The 19,092-nt window shown below is 45.0% G+C and carries 19 protein-coding genes; 17 read left to right on the top strand and 2 right to left on the bottom strand.

The window, feature by feature from the left end; translation table 11 throughout:
- The first annotated feature begins 149 nt into the window (after positions 1–149).
- Both umuD and J3L11_RS14750 read left to right on the top strand, forming a co-directional pair.
- Complete coding sequence (gene umuD, locus J3L11_RS14755) at positions 150–554, top strand: translesion error-prone DNA polymerase V autoproteolytic subunit (protein ID WP_207571506.1); 405 nt, start codon at positions 150–152, stop codon at positions 552–554.
- Positions 554–1,810, top strand: coding sequence for a Y-family DNA polymerase (locus tag J3L11_RS14750; protein WP_207571505.1), 1,257 nt, complete (start codon positions 554–556; stop codon positions 1,808–1,810). Before umuD ends, J3L11_RS14750 begins: the two co-directional genes overlap by 1 nt.
- Before the next feature lie 603 nt (positions 1,811–2,413).
- On the opposite strand, the gene J3L11_RS14745 is transcribed toward J3L11_RS14750, so the two are convergent.
- Complete coding sequence (locus tag J3L11_RS14745; RefSeq protein ID WP_207571504.1) at positions 2,414–3,148, bottom strand: hypothetical protein; 735 nt, start codon at positions 3,146–3,148, stop codon at positions 2,414–2,416.
- A 478-nt stretch (positions 3,149–3,626) separates the two neighbouring features.
- Positions 3,627–3,908 carry a hypothetical protein gene (locus J3L11_RS14740; protein ID WP_207571503.1) on the bottom strand — a complete coding sequence of 94 codons (282 nt, stop codon included), beginning with the start codon at positions 3,906–3,908 and terminating at the stop codon, positions 3,627–3,629.
- 127 nt (positions 3,909–4,035) lie between these two features.
- On the opposite strand from J3L11_RS14740, the gene J3L11_RS14735 reads away from it, so the two are divergent.
- The 15 genes from J3L11_RS14735 to J3L11_RS14660 all read left to right on the top strand — a co-directional run bounded on the left by J3L11_RS14735 (position 4,036) and on the right by J3L11_RS14660 (position 19,082).
- Entirely contained in the window at positions 4,036–4,341 is a 306-nt protein-coding gene (locus J3L11_RS14735) for a LuxR C-terminal-related transcriptional regulator (RefSeq protein WP_207571502.1), read from the top strand.
- A 168-nt stretch (positions 4,342–4,509) separates the two neighbouring features.
- Positions 4,510–4,701, top strand: coding sequence for a hypothetical protein (locus J3L11_RS14730; RefSeq protein WP_207571501.1), 192 nt, complete (start codon positions 4,510–4,512; stop codon positions 4,699–4,701).
- A gap of 544 nt (positions 4,702–5,245) precedes the next feature.
- Positions 5,246–6,172: a P-type conjugative transfer ATPase TrbB gene (gene trbB, locus J3L11_RS14725; RefSeq protein ID WP_207571500.1), complete on the top strand. Its 927-nt coding sequence runs from the start codon at positions 5,246–5,248 to the stop codon at positions 6,170–6,172.
- A gap of 10 nt (positions 6,173–6,182) precedes the next feature.
- Positions 6,183–6,506 (top strand): TrbC/VirB2 family protein, encoded by a 324-nt coding sequence (locus tag J3L11_RS14720; RefSeq protein ID WP_242695269.1) that lies wholly within the window; start codon positions 6,183–6,185, stop codon positions 6,504–6,506.
- A gap of 311 nt (positions 6,507–6,817) precedes the next feature.
- Positions 6,818–9,253 carry a conjugal transfer protein TrbE gene (locus J3L11_RS14710; RefSeq protein WP_207571498.1) on the top strand — a complete coding sequence of 812 codons (2,436 nt, stop codon included), beginning with the start codon at positions 6,818–6,820 and terminating at the stop codon, positions 9,251–9,253.
- Between the two features lie 12 nt (positions 9,254–9,265).
- Positions 9,266–10,030 (top strand): P-type conjugative transfer protein TrbJ, encoded by a 765-nt coding sequence (gene trbJ, locus J3L11_RS14705; RefSeq protein WP_207571497.1) that lies wholly within the window; start codon positions 9,266–9,268, stop codon positions 10,028–10,030.
- A 13-nt stretch (positions 10,031–10,043) separates the two neighbouring features.
- Positions 10,044–11,636 carry a P-type conjugative transfer protein TrbL gene (gene trbL, locus J3L11_RS14700; RefSeq protein ID WP_207571496.1) on the top strand — a complete coding sequence of 531 codons (1,593 nt, stop codon included), beginning with the start codon at positions 10,044–10,046 and terminating at the stop codon, positions 11,634–11,636.
- 5 nt (positions 11,637–11,641) lie between these two features.
- The gene (locus J3L11_RS14695) at positions 11,642–12,346 is read left to right on the top strand and encodes a VirB8/TrbF family protein (RefSeq protein ID WP_207571495.1); all 705 of its coding nucleotides are present in this window, start codon (positions 11,642–11,644) and stop codon (positions 12,344–12,346) included.
- Positions 12,346–13,218, top strand: coding sequence for a P-type conjugative transfer protein TrbG (gene trbG / locus J3L11_RS14690; protein ID WP_207571494.1), 873 nt, complete (start codon positions 12,346–12,348; stop codon positions 13,216–13,218). Before J3L11_RS14695 ends, trbG begins: the two co-directional genes overlap by 1 nt.
- Positions 13,219–13,222: 4 nt before the next feature.
- The gene (locus J3L11_RS14685) at positions 13,223–13,669 is read left to right on the top strand and encodes a hypothetical protein (protein WP_207571493.1); all 447 of its coding nucleotides are present in this window, start codon (positions 13,223–13,225) and stop codon (positions 13,667–13,669) included.
- A complete protein-coding gene (locus tag J3L11_RS19675) occupies positions 13,662–14,942 on the top strand; it encodes a TrbI/VirB10 family protein (RefSeq protein WP_207571492.1) in 1,281 nt (426 codons plus the stop codon). Before J3L11_RS14685 ends, J3L11_RS19675 begins: the two co-directional genes overlap by 8 nt.
- Before the next feature lie 132 nt (positions 14,943–15,074).
- The gene (locus J3L11_RS14675) at positions 15,075–15,803 is read left to right on the top strand and encodes a hypothetical protein (protein WP_347566515.1); all 729 of its coding nucleotides are present in this window, start codon (positions 15,075–15,077) and stop codon (positions 15,801–15,803) included.
- Positions 15,804–15,812: 9 nt separating this feature from the next.
- Positions 15,813–17,312, top strand: a complete 1,500-nt coding sequence (locus J3L11_RS14670; RefSeq protein ID WP_242695268.1) for a hypothetical protein — start codon at positions 15,813–15,815, stop codon at positions 17,310–17,312.
- Entirely contained in the window at positions 17,309–18,433 is a 1,125-nt protein-coding gene (locus J3L11_RS14665; protein ID WP_207571491.1) for a hypothetical protein, read from the top strand. Before J3L11_RS14670 ends, J3L11_RS14665 begins: the two co-directional genes overlap by 4 nt.
- Before the next feature lie 10 nt (positions 18,434–18,443).
- Positions 18,444–19,082, top strand: coding sequence for a hypothetical protein (locus J3L11_RS14660; RefSeq protein ID WP_207571490.1), 639 nt, complete (start codon positions 18,444–18,446; stop codon positions 19,080–19,082).
- Positions 19,083–19,092: the final 10 nt, after the last annotated feature.

The following is a 19,092-nucleotide window of genomic DNA, read 5'->3' as shown; positions in this document are numbered from 1 at the left end:
AATTTTTCTATTATGTATAACATCAATAATATACATAAAATGATAGTCAAAAGTGGTGTATAACATTAATGTTATACACTGTGTTGGGAATACAGAAAATTTCAAATTTTAGTGATATACTGTTATTATATACAGTTGTTAGGATTGGTATGCGTATAATCCCTTTCCCAGCTCGGGCCGGAATCACTGGCTTTGAATCACCGGCGTCTGACTATCTACAGCTACCTCTCAGTTTAGATGAAATACTGATAGAACATCCCAGCGCGACTTTCATTGGTCGCGCTGTCGGTGATTCAATGCAAGGAGTGGGCATCTACGATGGTGACCTGCTGATCATCGATAGACACGTTTTCCCCAAGGACGGGCACGTTATCGTTGCGAACCTCAACGGCGAGTTTGTCTGCAAAGTTATCGACCTCAAACGACGAATGCTGCTGTCAGCCAATGAACAGCATCAGCCGGCCGCCATTCATGAATGGGATCAGTTCTCTATCGAGGGCGTGGTTATCCGTTCTATCCGCTGCCATTGTCCATGCGCCATGCCAGGTGAGTAATGTTTGCCTTGGTCGATGCCAATTCGTTTTACGCCTCTGCGGAAGTCGTATTCCGGCCAGACTGGCGGGGCAGGGCAGTGATCGTACTGTCGAACAATGATGGTTGTATCGTGGCCGCAAATCGAGAGGCCAAAGCCGCCGGAATCGCAAAATTTAAGCCTTTCTTTGAAGTCCGAGAGCAATGCCAGGCGAACGGTGTGATCGCATGTTCATCAAATTACGAGTTGTACGGAGACTTGTCAGCGCGAATGATGCAGATCATTGGCCGATTTGCACCGGAGCAACACATTTACTCGATTGATGAATGTTTTCTGAATTTTCAGCGGATATTCCCAGCTATCACTGATCTGCGTCAGCACGGTCAGTTGATCCGCCGTACTGTGTGGAAGGAAGCCAAGTTACCCGTGTGTGTGGGGATGGCTCCAACGCTAACACTGGCTAAAGCAGCCAATCATGCCGCCAAACAACTGCCTGATTATCATGGTGTCTGCGTTCTCGATGACCAGATGGCCATCCATGCCGTTTTGCAGCAAATGGATGTGGCGGACGTATGGGGAATAGGTCGGCAGATCAGCAAAAAATTGCAGTTAATGGATATTCATACCGCTGCCCAGCTGGCCGCAATGCCACCCAAACTTGCCCGGAAACAGCTATCTATCGAGATTGAGCGCACCGTCCTGGAACTCAATGGAATTCCGTGCAAAAACTGGGATCAAGCAAGGGCCGACAAACAGCAGATCTATTCCACGCGCAGCGTGGGCGAGCGGATCACTTCTTTACCACTGTTGCAGCAAGCCCTGGCTAAACATATTGCCATTGCTGCAGCAAAACTCAGGAAGCAGGGATCGTTGGCGGGGGTACTGTTCGTGTTCGCTCATAATTCACCGTTTGACGATCATCCTGCCGGATTTCGGCAAACTATCACCTTTCCGGTACCGACCGCTGATAGTTGTGTAATGGCCGCAGCAGTGTCCCGGATAGTCCCACAACTTTTTAAAACTGGTGTTCGCTATTACAAAATAGGTGTTGGTCTACTGGATTTAACCCCCGCAGCAAACCGCCAGCTCGATCTGTTTGACGCAAGCATCGACAATAACAAGCTGATGCAAACAATGGACACAATCAACTGTCAATATGGGACAGATACAATATTTATAGCGGCCCAAGGTATAACCCCACGATGGGCAATGCGCCGGAAACTGCTGACGCCACAATACACCACGCGCTGGCAGGATATTCCGAAGATCCGCTGTTGATCTGGGATAAGTAAGGGACGTGTCCCTTACTGCTAGACCATCTGCAGAGCATCAAATACCACAAATCTTCTCGAAAACACCCGCCATTCAAATCGCGCCTATTCTTCCTGCTAGACAGTCGCGTAGCGACAAGCCCCGCAGGGTTTGGGCCTATCAGTGATATATGAGCATGAGGGTCGAAGACAAAAGAACGGTACAGCGACAATCTTCCACGGCGGCCAGCTTGCTGGCCTGCGAGTGGAGGCATTGTATTGCTGTTTATACTCGCGCCCTAGCGTTAGCTAGGAAGTGCGCGAGGCATTATCCACAGAATGTGGAGCCTTTTAATAAGATCTCTTTTTAAATAACAATCTATTACTTTAAAAAAAGGACTATCACAGAATGCTTTTACTTTATGCTCCTATTTTGAACTTGTTATACATGCCTTATCCACAGAGCAAAGGAGCGCATAGGGTTAATGCAACCATTTATGTGTGAAATGCTGTCTTTGTAGATAGTGAATGTCAGAGAACCATTATAATAGCGGCTATTTTTTAAGCGAAGGTGACAACAGGGTATGAGAAGCCCTAGGCAACTGCCCAGGGGTACTCACTTGAGAGGGGGTTAACTGTACCTCGGCGGGGAGAACATGCCCCCAAAGAGATCTGGCAGCGTCTGAGCGCTGTAGTCTCGTTTGCGCAGAACCACGCGATAGTGGAATTCACGTCCAGCCGCTATCGCTTTGCGATACGCTAGGTCGATAGATGCCCGGATACTATCCTGTGCGGTGCCGATTGCATGAAGAAAAGTCTGACTGAGCCATTTGTATGCCGCCCTTGAGCGCATCGTTCCGGGTACATCACCTTCAACACGCACTTCTTTAACGCTGTATATCCCAGCTCGTTTTAGTGCATCAATGTAGCGGTACCACGTTGACGATGTTAATGCGCGGCCAAAGCGGATAGCGTGCAGTTCCATCAGCCGTTCGTGGGAGGTTGGGTCCATGCCCCCAACTTGGGGTTTACCGATCTGACCGCTTTTCAGATCGCAGATAGTGAGCAGCGTGACCAGAATTTCAAATGTATTACGCAATACTTTGGCGGGTGGCGTTTGGCTGACACATCCGTCGTCAACCACGATTTTACGGCTGTAGACTAGCCGCCGCAGGTTTGAAAACAGCTCGTCAAAATGCCGAGGAAGGCGTTTTTTGTTGCGGCCTTTAAAGCCGTCTAAAGTGGCTTCATAAGACTGGGGGCCAATGGGGGAGTTAGCAAACGCGCGCGCGGCCTTACTGCGCCGCTCTGAGAGAGCAGCTGCTCGCTTACGCTTGCGTTGGAGAGTTGCGTCAGATAGTTGCATGGCGCAATCTCATACGTGAACAATAGCTTTGAGCAACGTAAAAACGTTTCGCTAAATGTTTACAGAGATTTTGATTGCGTCTTATGTGCTGCAATAAGCAGCCGATTATCCGTAGCATAGTCTAGTTCCAGGTTTGATGTGATGGCTTCAATGGCTAGTCGAAACCTTGGATCTGAATTTACGGATTTAGATCGAAAAGATCAATACTGTGCGTGATTTTTTTCTCAAAATTCAGATACAAAAAAGCCGACCCCTGGAAAAGTCGGCTTTTTTGCGATCCGTTAGCGCTTAGGGGCCAACCCAAGCAACGTTTCTATTTCTAGATGCGTGAATGCACCACACAGCTTGTTGGCTTATGTGGCGAGCGAGCTTTGTGCTGCACTCTCACCACCAGAAACTAAGCTTAGAATAGTAAAATAACAAAGAGAATGCAAGACAAAAAGCCCATAATCTAACGCTTATAGCGTGATTGATGCACTTATTTTTTTGTGCTTCCAATACCGAAAAATTCTTTAAGCGTCACGTCGTGTAACGACGGCAAATTCTCAACACAAGCCCCTAATATATCGGTTCCAGGGTTAGCTCTCGATGGATTCAGTCTATTTATAAATGTTTGATATTGGTAACGAGTCGGCTGAACACCATAAATTGCAACATAAAGGTCACGCATAGATCCTGCGCCCTTTATCGCATCTGTTGCAGCTTTGATGTATTGACAACCACCTTCATTTATCTGCGGCATTTCATTTGTCTTCGGCATCAAACCTCCCCGATCGCCGTTTTTGAAAGGATAACATTTGCAAATTTGGGAATACAGATTTAACATTCTGTATATCTTCTTTGATATACGCAGTGTTAGGTTTACGTGGAATGTAAAAGGAGTTTCCATGATCCCCGTTGATTATAAAAAAATTGCAGAACAGTTCAGAGTAACGCCCCCCAATACGCCTGTTGATGTGGTTGTCGCCCTCTTTAACAACGAGCTATCAACCCGCGAATGCGAAGTATTGCTAATGTCATCATGGGGAATGAATGCCGAAGATATTGCGAACTCATTAGACGTTGGCAGCGCGACAATCCGAGAGTATCTGAACCGGGCGAGAATTAAAGTTGGCGTGAAAACATTAAACGAGTTGCGAATAGCGTTTAGTACACGCTACCAATCGCTCATGTTGATGAGTCATTTTTACTAAAATTTCCAAAATTAACACTCATGAACGTGATACATATCACTTTTTTGTTGTTTGTCCCCAATCTCGCTGACAGACAGAAAAAATTAATTTACACAAAATACACCCGCTACATACGGATTCGTCTTTGAGCACGGATCTCATTAGAAAACAAAAATCTGGGGCGAATTTATGCCTGACTCAACCGCTAAGAAACCCACGGGAGAGGGGTTTCCAGCAGTTAAAATCACGATTCTCCTTTCGGGACGTAATAACCAAAAAATTCAGGAATTACGTCTTGAACGGGGCGGAAAAGAAACGAAGGCTCAGTTAGCAGAAAATTTACTTAACGAATATTTAAACAAATTGCCACTTAAATCGTAGGTCTGCTGGCTGGCTACCCGCTCCTATAAAAATCAGATGCGCACGGCGTAGAGATTTTTATACCCAAAATTTTGACTCGCTCTTTTACAAATTGCCCTATGCCCGATTACCCGCTTAATGCGGTTAGATCACTCCCAGGTTCCAGCGAGGGAGGACAGTAATTCGCTGAAATAGACCTATGTGATACCGGAAAGGTATGTCCTCTATTGGTGACCGGATAGAAGCTCCCCCAGATAAGGGATAAAAATCAGGAAGAACCTGATGCGACTAAGTGCATTTAGCACGTTCTGTGAGCATGACCCAATATGCGCATAGCCCCGCAAGTTCCGGCGGCAGTGGTAGGAACGGTTTTACAGCTGGCTCTTTCCAATTACTAGGTGAGAGTCAGCGATAAAACTAAACGGAATATTGGAAATAACTGAATTGAAGTGAGGGAGATCATGATATCTCTGCTTGATTTATGTTGGCTGTTATCAGCAATGACATTGTTCAATATATGTTCATTAATTCAACTCAAATATACAAACCATAAATAAGGCAAATAATGGATTCAAGGCTTGAAAGTATCAGGTCACACATGGGAACTCTGTTGTACGAGAAATTAACAGACCCTAATGTGATTGAAATAATGCTAAATCCCGATGGTCAGCTGTGGGTCGAGGAACATGGAGAACCTATGTCAGTCTTCGGCTCAATGCAAGCAACCAATGCAGCACTATTCATGAAAGCTATTGCGGGATATCACGGCGTCGTCATTACTGATGAAAAACCTATATTAGAATGCGAGCTGCCACTCGATGGTTCTCGGTTTGAGGGACTATTTCCGCCAGTCACCCGCAACCCTTCTTTTACTATCCGTAAAAAAGCGCTAAAGGTTTTCTCCTTAGATAACTACGTCGAAAGCAACATCTTATCTGTCGCTCAGCGTGACGTGTTATTGCGCGCCATCATCGCCCATCAAAATATTTTGATTGTTGGCGGCACAGGGTCTGGCAAAACCACGTTTGCAAACGCTTTGATAGACGCAATGGTAAAAAACGATATTAATGAGCGCATCGTCATTATGGAGGACACTGCAGAGCTGCAATGCACTGCTCCAAATGCCGTTATCTTACGAAGTAACGAACACACAAGTATCAACAGATTACTACGTGCGACACTACGACTTCGGCCAGACCGAATTTTGGTTGGTGAAGTGCGCGGAGGGGAAGCCCTTGAACTACTGAAAGGGTGGAATACCGGCCATCCCGGCGGAATAGCCACTGTCCACGCCGATAGCGCGTTGCAAGGACTGAATCGGTTAGAAGATTTGCTTTCAGAAGTCACTCAGAATGTAAACAAAAACATGATCGCTGACACCATTAATGTTGTGGTGTTTATTCAGAAGTGTCCCACTGGCCGCAGAGTTGAGGAGGTGATTCAGGTCATAGGATTTAAAGAAAACAAATATCAATATAAAAAACTCGCCTAAAGGATTCTATATGAACAAAGTATCTTATATGCCAATGCTTATTGGTGTATCACTTACGCTTTTAATATTTTTATTCCCAGATGTGGCTCACGCATCAAGCACTGGTATGCCATGGGAAGGGCCCATGTCAAAAATTTATACATCAATCACTGGCCCTGTCGCGTTTATTCTGTCAGGAATTGCATTGGCAGCGGCTGGTTTCATGCTGATGTGGGGTGGGGAAATTTCTGGCTGGGTTAAATATCTCGTGTACGTCTGTTTATCAATATCAATTGCGGTATTTGCATCCAACATTATGTCATCAGTTTTCGGTGTATCTTCAACACTAATTTAGAGGTATTAAAAATGGGGGATGAACAATTAAACCACGCCGCAATATTTAAATTTAATCGGGGTAATTTAGTTCTAGGTGGGGAAAGAAATTTAGTATATCCGCTCTGTCTAATCGTAATTTTTTTTGTAGTCACATTACAGTCGGCAGTGACTTTAATTATCGGAATACTGCTTTGGGTTGGCCTTATGCCACTTTTGCGCATGATGGGAAATGCTGACCCTGATATGTCAAGAGTTTTTAGGCGCTTTAGTCAGTATCAACCCTATTATCCTGCCCATTCCCCCAAAGATTACTCCCGGAGAGCATAAACAATGTTTTTGACGGCTCCTTATCGACGGCATATCAAGGGTATGCCTGATTTACTCAATTACGGCATTCTCTGCGATGATGGTGTTATTGCTAACAAGGATGGTTCTCTGACAGCAGGTTTTGTTTTTCGTGGTGTTGATATCTCAAGTTCTACTATTCATGACCGAAATTTTCTCACAACACGAATTTCAGACCTGTTAGTTTCGTTTGGCACTGGCTGGATGATACATGTTGATGCTGTTCGTCAAAAAGCACCTGAGTATTTAAGCCGAGATAATTCCCATTTCAGTCATCCAGTTTTTGCAATGATTGACGAAGAACGTTTTCAATATTTCAGCAATGAGTCAGAACGCTACGAAAGCAGCTATTTCATGTTTGTTACATATATGCCGCCGTCCAAGGCCAAGGCCAAAATACTGGATTGGATGTTTGAAGATAGTATTGAAAAAAAGTCACATTTTTCTAAGACATTGGAGGAATTTAACAGAAAAATCAGGGATGTAAAAAGCCGCTTAGAATCGTATATCAGTATCCGGCGCCTATGTGCTTATAAGACTACGAATGAAGAAGGTGATACACATTGGTACTGCGAACTGCTACAAAAAATCAATTTGATGGTGTCTGGTATTGACCGCCCGGTACGTTTGCCATTCACTCCAATAGGTATCGACTCACTCATTGGTGCCCATGAATTTTGGACGGGTCTAAGTCCAAAAATTAATTCGCAATACATAGCAGCGATCAGTATTGATAATTTCCCTGACAACTCAACGCCCAATATCCTCAATAATCTGGACAAGCTAGGGTTCTCGTACCGTTGGAACACTCGTTTTTCATTCTTTGATCTCTTTGACGCTGAGAAGGCACTGGAGAAAGAACGTAAGGCATGGAAACAAAAAGAGAAAAATTGGAAAGATGTGTTATTAAAAGTCCCAAACCCCAGAATTAACGAAGATGCGGCATCGATGGTTTGGCAATACGAACAGGCACTAAATCTGGCCCGCTCCGGCAGTTTGAAATACGGACACTACACAGCATCTATAATTGTTATGAATGAGGATAGGGAATACTTATTCAGTTGTTGTGAACAAATTCAAAAATTAATTCTGCATTTAGGGTTTGGCTGTCGAGTCGAAACCGTTAATACGGTTGAAACTTTTCTGGGTTCTCTCCCCGCCGACAGTTTGCACAACATCCGGCGTCCTTTGGTGTCCACTGTGAACTTAGCCGATATGTTACCCATGTCTTCGCTGTGGGCTGGTAGATTGACTAATCCATGTCCCTTCTATCCACCTAATTCCCCTGCGATCATGCAATGTAGTGCTGAGGGAGCAGCACCATACCGCCTCAATGTGCATATTGATGATCTGGGCCATTTCCTAGTGTTAGGGCCAACAGGTACTGGTAAATCGACTCTACTTGCAACGTTAGCGGCACAAATCGACCGCTATGCTGGTTGTAAGAAATTTATCTTTGATAAAGGCCACAGTGCATATGCAATAAGCCAATGCGGCGGCGCGCATTTTAACATCTGTGTTGATGAAGACGTTACTTTTGCCCCGTTATCGCACCTACGCGATGATTTTGCATGGTGTGTAAACTACATTGTGCAATTGCTGGAATTACAGGGGGTAACGCTCTCGTCCAAGCGGCGTAATAACATCGAGAAAGGGCTTAGGCAACTCGCTGATTCTGACATTGAACATATCAATATTAGCGAGTTTATGAATATCGCTAACGATGCAGAAGTAATCGAGGCGTTGCAATTTTATACCGAAGGAACCGCTGGCAATCTATTGAATTCTCGTTCTGATTCTTTCCAGACGGGAACACTACAGGTGTTTGAGATTGAAACGCTCATGAACCGAGGGAATAAAGAACTTATCCCTGTGCTGCTCTATATTTTCCGGCAGATTGAGCGAAGCCTAGACGGTTCACCGGCGTATATTTTTATAGATGAGGCGTGGATTGCGTTTAGCCATCCGATCTTTAAAGCCATGCTGGTCGAATGGCTCAAGGTATTGCGTAAGGCTAATTGCGTCGTAGGGATGTTCACACAGTCGCTCACAGACGCAACAAAATCAGGCATTCTAGACGTACTGATAGAAGCCTGTCCGACTAAAATTTTTCTTGCTAATCCTGCTGCCGATACTTCTCAAATCAAACCAATTTATCAAGCGTTCGGTCTGAATGATCGACAAATCGACATAATCAAAAATGCTGTTCGTAAACGCCACTACTATATAACTTCCCCGGAAGGGAATCGTCTGTTTGATCTTGCTCTTGGCGACTTAACGTTGTCATTTGTTGGTGCGGGGAGCAAAGAGGACATTGCACGGATGAAAGCCTTAGTCAGTGAGCATGGCGATGATTGGTACAAGTATTGGTTGTTTGAACGCAATGTCATTAGTGCAGAAGACCTAGCGTCTGCTGCCTAAAGGAGTTCTAAGATGAAATGTAACGTCGTAGTGCTGACTGCTATCTTGGTGGTTGGAGCCAACTATATTCCTCAGTCCAAAGCGTTCGCATTTGTGTGTGTAAACTGTGGGACTGAGTGGACTCAGCTACTCAACCAGGTACAGCTTGTTAACCAGTATGCCGAGCAAGTAAGACACACCGTGAATCAGGTCAAAATGATACAGGATCAACTGCAAAACACTAAAGCATTAGTGAGTGGTGAATGGGGCAATACATTTGACCAAATCAATAAGTTGAGTGATTTGGCAAGGCAAGGTCAATCAATTGCGTTTTCAGCCACTAACCTGACCAATGAAATGAATCAACGCTACAAAGGTTACAACAACTGGCAGCGGACAATCTCTAATCAAGAATACGAAGATCATTATCGACAGTTGAGCCAGTCGATGGGTGATTCTGCAGGTTCCGCATTAAGTGTAGCAAATGGGATTTATAACCAGCGCCAGGAGGATGAACTGACATTAAGCCGGATTGAGTCTCGATCATCTAGTGCAGCTGGGCGGATGGAAGCTATACAGGCTGGCAATGAACTCTCGGCGCAAATCATCCGCCAGTTGCAGAAAATTGAAACATTAATGAGTGCGCAAATTCAAATGACCTCTGCATTTATCCAGACTGAAAATGAAAAAACTCAGCTTGAGAAAGCCCAAGCAGCAGAGTTTAAAAAAGGGGAGGCCCCCGCGCTAAGGTCTAGGCAATTGGAAACATATCAATTGAAACCAATGGGTCAACATTAAGTCGGGGGTATCCATGCGTTTGGTATTCTTCCTGCTTTTATTGATCGCTATTCCAAGTTATGCGGCTGCGGTTCCTCAAGGTCAAGGAGTCCCAGAATCCGGTGCTATAAATGAGTTGTTGTTAACGTTTGAAAATGCGGCAAACGTATGGCCCGCGATTATCCGCCAGTATGTTACCTGGCTGTTCTGGGCTTTGGTCGGGATATCCTGGGCGTGGCATTTTTTATGGATGGCATTTAAGGGTGATAGCATTGTTGAACTGTTGGCAGAACTAACAAGGCGGAGTCTGCTGATCGGATTCTTTTATTGGCTAGTAATCGATGGTACAAGCATTGCGTCAAGCATTGTCGAAGGTTTTATGTTTATTGGTAACAAGATCAGCGGCCAATACATTCACCCTGGTTCTGTCTTTGATATTGGTTTTTCACTGGCGAGTGAAATAATCAAAAAACTGAGTTGGACGAGTATGGGTGACAGTATCGGTTTTATACTCGCTGGTCTTGGCATACTAATTATCATGGCATTTATCACCCTCGAAATGGTGTTAATCATCATCCAGTATTACATCATGCTAAATCTCGGTGTTGTAATGATGGGATTTCTTGGACACGAATGGTCTCGGGAATACGGAATTAACTACTTCCGATTAATGCTAGGTCTTGGTGTTAAATTCCTGATTATGCAAATGATTGTTTCTCTTTCATTGAGTATCCTGCAAACGTGGTTGCAGACAAGTGATCTGACATGGACACAGGTTCTGTTAATACTACCTACATTGCTAGTCATATGGGGATTAGTGCGCGAAGTACCTGCGCAAGCCGCAAGTTTAATCTCAGGTGTCACTAGCCCAACGTCTGGGGATGCGATTGCCGGAGCTATGCAAGCTGCTGCTACCACTGCTGCAGCCGTTGGGGCCGCCTATGTTGGGGCACAGACGGTAGCAGGTGCATCATTGGGTGGCTCTGCAAACGCGATGGATTTAATGCGCAACGCATGGAACCAAGCAAGTGGTCTAGGCGGTGATAACGATCCGGCCACATCATCACTCCCCGATGCTGATAGTGGAAGTGGGACAACAGGTTCAGGAAGTGGAGACAACCTCCCTCGTTCCCACGGCAATGATAGCGATTATCAGGGAGCGATTTCATCTGGCTCTGGCTCTGGCTCTGGCTCTGAAATATCTTCACCCTCCGCGCCAAAAAGCAAACTAGCAATTGCAGCCAAAGCTGCAAAGATTGCCGGCGGCGCAGTAGCCGGTGAAGTAGCAAATACAGCAAAAAATGCCTTTTTAAATGGATTAAAAAGACCAATTGAAGGGCGTTCAGCTAGCTTTCTCGGTAGAGCCGCGAGTTCAATTGGCAATAGTGGCCCTACAAGTAGTTCAGCATTTAATAGCGGGATGGCCAACAGCAGTGCAACCATGATGAATGACGCCAACAGTTCCGGTTGGTTTACACAATCTGGTGGATATGATGCGCTCTCTCACGAACACCAGATGGCCGCCCGCGATGCTCACTCACGATGGCGGGCAGAATCACAAACTCACACCTTCAACTTGCGTGAATACGTAACGTATACGCAAAACATGAATACACCCCCTCGGTAAATCACATGAAAATTAAGACAAAATCTGAGTCTGTCCCTGAAACAGGAACGGACGAATTGACGCTGCTTTATCAACGAGCACGGATGGAATGGGATGAACGACTAGGCAATATTGTTTCACTCAATCACAAACTGATCATTATCTCAGTGGTGGCGCTGATAGTAGCGGCATTATCTGTGGTCGGGGTTATATACATTGGTTCTCGTAGCAAAATCGAGCCGTATGTTTTTGCAATGAGCGATAGCCAATTGGTTGCATTACAAGCCGCTAAAAATTTACCTAAAGAGGAAAGAAAACGACTTGAAATCAGCCAACTCCATGAGTTTGTCACAAACGTTAGATCTGTTTTCACGGATATCAACGCCCAACGTGAATACGTATTAAAAGCATATGCACATTTGCGCAGTACCGATCCTGCTTTTGTGCAAGTTAATACATATTTAAGTCAGACAGCTCCACCGAATATCCGCGCCGAAACAGAAGTTGTAACCGTCCAGGTTGATAACATTCTGCCCATTGGCGATGGTTCTATGACATATCAAATTGAGTGGACAGAAAACATCACTGATAGGCAGGGTAAGTCCAAACCACCGCTGCGATTTAAAGCCGCTGTAGAAATTTATTATGAAGTACCCAGCACCCCGAAAGAATTTATGGGAAACCCTACAGGGCTATGGGTGAAGTCCTTCAACGTTACGGAGCGATTTTAATGCGAAGTTTACTCATACCATGCCTTTTTCCGTTAGCTCTCATCAGCAGCGTTGCGGTGGCTGGTGATAATCCAGCGCCTCATCTCTCGTCCAAAGACAATAGCGCATTGAATATTGCTAATCAGTGGATAGAACATCCTACAAAACCGATCACCGATGGCACCGGTCGCGTAACGTACTATTTTGGTGAATCGTTGCCATCTGTAGTTTGCACACCTATTAAAACGTGCATTATCGAACTTGAAAAAGGGGAAATGATCACACAGTCAGGTCTCCAGCTGGGTGACAGTGTTCGTTGGAAAGTTTCGATGGCAGTTAGCGGTACTGGCGACAATAAACGCACAGTCCTGACGGTTAAGCCAACAGATATTGCACTCGAAACAACACTAACAGTCATTACTGATAGACGGATATACCAGATAAGGCTTGTTTCTGACCCGATTAAGTGGATGCCGTATGTGACGTTTACGTACCCAGAACAACGGCAAATGGAATGGAAAGCCTACCAGGCGGCAATGGCGCACGAAGTGCAGCAAAACACCCTGTCTGATGGTGCGTACATCCCTGACCTAGATTTCAATTACCGAGTAACAGGGAAAGCTCGTTTTAAACCTTTACGGGTTTATAACGATGGTTCAAAAACCTATATAGAAATGCCTCAACAAGTTGAACGTGGCCCATTGCCCGTAATTTTGGTGGTAAACGGTTCACAAAAAGAGTTAGTGAACTACCGCTATCAGAACAGCTATAGGCAAGACGATGGGCGCAAGATAAATGGCCGTTTCATAGTGGATCAAGTATCTAAGGAACTAATTTTAACCGTCGGGGTTGGCGGTGAACAAGAGTCGATTCTTGTCAAATATAAGGGCTGATTCAATGAAGTGGATTATTTCTATTATGTTGTCAGTCTTGCTCAATGCTTGCGCTACGTCTGACGTTAATTACTATGATTTTCCAGTAAAAAGTAGTGATCAAATCACAATTGCCCGCGATTTAGCATGGCAGATCAAAGAGAAGCATGGAGCCAATGCGGTATTCGATTTCAATTATCCACTCTGGTCAACCAGTACCCATTTCTCAGAATTGTTGGAAACAGAGCTGAGAAAACTAGGCATTGGCGTTTATGTGTCAGACAAGCCGATGGGACAAGGGAAACACAACGACTTGTACTACACATTATCAAGACTCAATGATCAGCAATTCTATATCCGGGTTGTTGTTAACCATCAGTTTTCATTTCAGCGCATCTGGATTTATCAAGATGATCAATTGATTCCACTATCTAGCACAGCGGTGTTTGAAGGGGTGAAAAATCGTGAGTAACGTTTCAGCAATAGGTGATCCGGTACAATTCCACTCGGGGTTAACACTTAAGAAAACCCCAATAAAAATTGCGATTGGTGTTGGTATTCTTTTGCTCATAATTGTGATCATCACAATTGCATCAAAGGGACAACCCTCAGCAGAAGGCAAACAACAGGCCGAAACTCAAGCGGAAAAAAAAGACCCTACTTCAGCTTCAGCTTCGATACCTGCGGCGCTAAATTTCAAAGGGGAGCCGTCAATCCCGGCAGCAGCACCACCACAGCCACAAACGCCACAAACTTCATCACCAACGGGGGAAAGTCAAGGTCAACAGAATAATTACCCTGATCGTCCAAGACCGCCGTCATTAGAAGAACAGAGGCAGACACAGCAAGCACTAAGGCTGGCTGAATACAGATCACAACAACTATTAGCTGCTCTTACGGCTGACACTGTAATCAAAATTAATGACAGCAATAGTACAACATCGAATGTGTCTGGTGACTTGGATAGCCGTTTGGCGCAGGTTCAAGAAAAAGCTCAAGCATTACAAGCAAGCATGACAGCAAATCCTTTCATGTCGTCGGCTATGGCCGCAGAACAGCCCTTGCCACAAATGCAACAAACAGACCCTAATGGGCAAGCCCGCAAAGAAGCTTTTCTGTCCCAGAAGCGTAGCGACGATTATCTGGAATATACGCGGGATAAACCTTTGTCGCGGTATGAGCTAAATGTAGGCACGATCATTCCTGCAGTGCTAATTTCTGGTATGAATTCAGACATTCCTGGCGCTCTCATTGCGCAGATAAGCCAAAATGTGTATGACAGCGCCACTGGTAAACATTTGTTGCTGCCCCAAGGAGCACGTCTGTATGGTGTCTATGATAGTAATGTTTCTTACGGTCAATCCCGAGGTGTGTCGGCTTGGACACGCATCAATTACCCTGACGGTAGTCGCTTGAACCTTGCGGGGATGGAAGGGATGGATGTGGAAGGATACAGCGGCTTTGAAGATGAGGTGGATCACCATTATTGGAAAACCTTTGGCAATGCGGCATTGCTTGGCATGATATCTGGCACAGCTCAGGCTGGCATCAGCGAGAACAGTCGTAGCGGGAACACAAAAAGTGCTGTTGCTGATGGAGTAACACAACAATTTGCACAGACAGGTTCCTCACTAATACAAAAGAACTTGGACGTTCAGCCTACAATCAAAATCCGCCCTGGTTACAAGTTCAACATAATGGTCAATAAAGACATTATGTTGACCCCATACAAAGCAACCCGTTAAGTCATATATCCCTTAATTATCTTTCTATTCATGGCTAGCGTCTAATGACGCTGGTAAGGATTTATTTTGTCTAAAATATTATTGTTTCTGGCTGTTATGAGCCTACCAACGATGGCTTCCATTCAGCCATCGGTGGAAAATGAAACCGCCGCATATTCCAAAGAAGGCATAGTGATCCATGCGGAGGTTCTCAGAAAATCTGAGCCAACAGTATCAGCACCTAATTCAGTGCCCAACGCTGCAGCAATTGCTGAAAACAAAGCTACAGACGCCCCAAAATCCTCGCCCGCTGCGCTAACGGCCCATCCTACAGATGAACCTAGAGAACCCAGCATCATCACCCATAATTTGTTTATCTACCCAGATGAATCATTTTATGACGCCTTAAATCGCTGGCTGAAAAATGAAGGTTATATGACAGTAGCTTGGTCAGTAGACGACGCATCTAGGGATGAATTAAGTAAACATCCAAAAAGTTTAGTCAGTTTTGCTGGTACTGTGCGGACAGTGCTGCCAACCCTGGCAAAGCAGATTGGTACTCCGCTTTATTTTGCAGAGTCAGGGACACTAGCTGCCATTCATCAATGGCACAACCGACAAGTACAAATCACGATGGTCACTGGTTCGTCATTACGCGATGCTGTCAAAAACCTCGCAGCTGACTATGGTTGGAATTGGAATGAAGGTCAGCAAAATAGAAGCTGGTTGGCGACCAACGATTATCCCTTTCTTACACATTATCCGATTGTCACCCCACAGGGGGATTTAGCCAGGGCGTTAAGGGTAGTGCTTGATGGTTACCCGGTTTCAGCTCAACTGCTCGACAGTACCCAAACCCTATTTATCGTTGATACAAAATGAGGACATCACATGCACATGTCATTTTGGAAAACTTTTAGCATTGCTGTTGTCATGGCCTCTCTTGTTGGCTGTGCATCACAGACATTCTTGGACACCAAAGCTCATGCCGATGGAGTGCATAAGCAAATCGGCACATATTCAAATATTCTTCCTAGCACCCAAGTACAAAGCATCAATCGTCCCCCAATATCGACGACTCCTTTAGTGATTAAAAAGGAAATTCCGTGGTTAGAGGCTCCAGTCAGTTTGTCTGCAGAAGGTATGCCCCTTTCTATGGTGTTATCTCAAGTTTTGAATGGTGCCGACTACTTGGGTCGGCCTATTCGCATTTGGTTTGATGGCGATGTAGATCCCAATAAAAAGGTCAGCCTCAGCTTTCGAGCTAGTCGTGAAGATGTGTTGAATCTGATTGCTAGACAAACTGGATATGGGATTGATACCAGTGAGGATAAGGTCAGCGTTAGCCGCTTTGAGTCTGAAACATTTGTGCTCTCGATACCGCCAGGAGTCTACAGCGGCCAGCTTGGTTCTCAGGGAACGGCAAAGTCTTCATCAGTTGGCGGTGTAGACACAATGAACACCCGCATAGAAGGTCAATATCTCAACACTGCCTATAAAGAAGTTGATCCGGTCAGTCAGATAAAAAACAGCATTGTAGCGCTGTTGAAAGATGACAAATCAGATGATGAAAAATTGATTGGCAGCGTCGAAGTTGTCCCAGCGCTAACTGCAATTGCGGTTAGAACAACGCCTGACAGAATGGAGCAGGTGCGAAACTTGATAAAAAGTTTCCAAGCGCAGTTGGGCGAACAAGTCATGTTAGACATTCGCATTTTGGAATTTCGCTCAAACCTGGGCCACGAAAGGAGTGTGGATTGGGATTTGATTAAGAATGTGGGCGAGGGTTCACTAGAGTTTGTACTACCAGGCACCAACACACTGAGTAAAGGGGCTGGATACGGTCTAGCTTTTAAAGGAACTGGCAAGTGGGATGGTACAACGGCATTTATTCGTGCTTTGGAGAAGCAAGGTACAGTGTCCACTGAAACGCCCATTACTGCACTTGCACTCAGCAATCAGCCTAGTCGCATAGCTCAAACACAGACAAAACCCTATCTGTACGAAGTCAAAACAGAGTCTAACGATAAAGTAGTGTCAGCGACAGTGACACGATCCAGCCAGAGCGAAGGGGTAGACATGATGATTACTCCGAAGGTGCAGGCAGATGCAGTGTGGTTACGCATTGCGGGCAAACTCACAAAAATTGTCGGGGAACGCTCTGAAACAGTGCAAGATGTGAAGGTTGAATTTTACGATACCCGTGAATCAGAAATTAATTTTACTAATAAATTGCTGTATGGGCAGACCGTTGTCATTGGTTCCATCAAGCAAGTTAGTAAAACCTCAGAGTCCAATAAAAATTTCGGCCTAGGTGCTCTTGGCGGTGAAGGGACGGCCAGTGAAACGGTTGAAACACTGGTGCTATTAACTCCCCGGAGGGTGCAATGATTTACGATCTACCCTATTTAGCAACATTACCCTCTGGGAAAGGGGCATTGAAAGAACACCGACATAAGAACTCGGCGCTATATGAACGAGTTTTTACCAGACAAGACCATGTGATCCGCTACTATTCCGATCTTCCAGCAGTATGTGTAGGGCAATATATTGCCGATAATCAGTATAAAGCCGATGAAGACTTTCTATTTTTGCATGTACTGGAAAACCAGCTGATTTATGCGTTGTATGTCAAGGAGCACCTGGTACAGCGCGAACTCATAGGCCAACACGCAATTATCTTAGAAAGTTTCGGCTATGAGCTACACCAAGGTATACAGATTGTCTTAACGACCGACACAATGCCGTTGGCATATGAACCGGTAACACCTCCGAAGGTGGTTCAAATCAGCATGGCGGATATTCCTCAAGAATATCATTTAGTCAGCCGTGGTACGTTTAAGCCTGTTCATGTCTCAATTGCTGCACTGTTGGGTATTGGAGTTCTCGCCAGTGTTATTTTTTACATGCAGACTCCGCAAGAAGTACATCAACAACAGGTTGATCCTTGGCAACAATGGTCGCAGGATTTTGTCACTCAAGCACCCGCTGATTCAGCGCTACACCAAGCTGTTATTGCGCTAACGTACAATGACCTATTGCCCCCAGATTGGACTTCTGACGGGGTAATGGTAGCGGGTAACAATATAATTATGCCCTTAAAGCCTCTCACCGATGGGGCAGCTAGATTTGAGTCGTTAAAAGCGTTTGCGGATTTATACCCAGAGTTACATTTAACGCTTGAGACTAAGCAACTTATATTCCCTATTATCCCTCGTGAAAAACCAGTACTGGTCAACTTAGGCCAATATCCGCACCAGTTATATGATGCGCTTTTAATACTTGGGGCAACTAATGTTCATCTGACAAACACCACGCCTATTGGCCCTGTCAGTCGTATTCAAATCAGTGCCACATTCACGGATATATCACCCACGTTACTAGCTGCAGTAGCGGATAGTGTTCAATACGAACCTGTCTTTTTACAGCAAATCAGCGTGAGCAATGCGAGTGGGAACCATATCAATTGTACCTTTGATTTGATAGTTGAAGGTATTGACGCCGTTTTATAGAGATTTCAACATGAATGATAAATCCATAAAAACCACTAAGATTGCTGTTGCAGCTATCCTAGTGACTGTCGCCATTGGGTACGTTTCGTATACGATTTTCGTTACTCAAAGTCAAAAATCCCCAAATTGGAAAACATCAGCTGCAGAGTCGATTTCTGCAACGTCAATCCCACAGACAATAGAACAAGAACACACCGTCCCCGTAGTTGCCACAGAGATTAAAGCAACAATGGAAACGTCACCTACACGGCAAGCTGAGTTTGTACCGAGCGAATCCGCAAAAGAAATTATGCAATACCGACAGCAAGCCAGTGTGCAAAGTGCCAGACTGGCTGCGCTCAAGGCCCAGAAAGACGCTGATGAGGTTGACAAGAAAATCAAGAATGACGCGATTCCTCAGCCTATAGCTGCGCTATTAGGGACTACACCAACAAAACCCAAAGAGCCATCAATTCTTGATTTGATTGTTGTTAAGAGTTTGGTTGAGTCAGGGGGAGAGATCATTGGAACAGTAGCCGTTGCCGGTGAACTGATAAACGTAAAGAGAGGTTCCAAAATTGGCAACGTCACAGTGGTGGGTATCCGACCGGATGCGATCACCTTTTCTGATGGACATACCACCAAGACCCGGCGCATTAAAAATTATTGAGAGAGGTTTG

The sequence above is a fragment of the Shewanella sp. 4t3-1-2LB genome, assembly GCF_017368415.1.
In the GTDB taxonomy this organism is placed as follows: domain Bacteria; phylum Pseudomonadota; class Gammaproteobacteria; order Enterobacterales; family Shewanellaceae; genus Shewanella; species Shewanella fodinae.
This window is presented reverse-complemented; position numbering and strand designations above follow the sequence as displayed.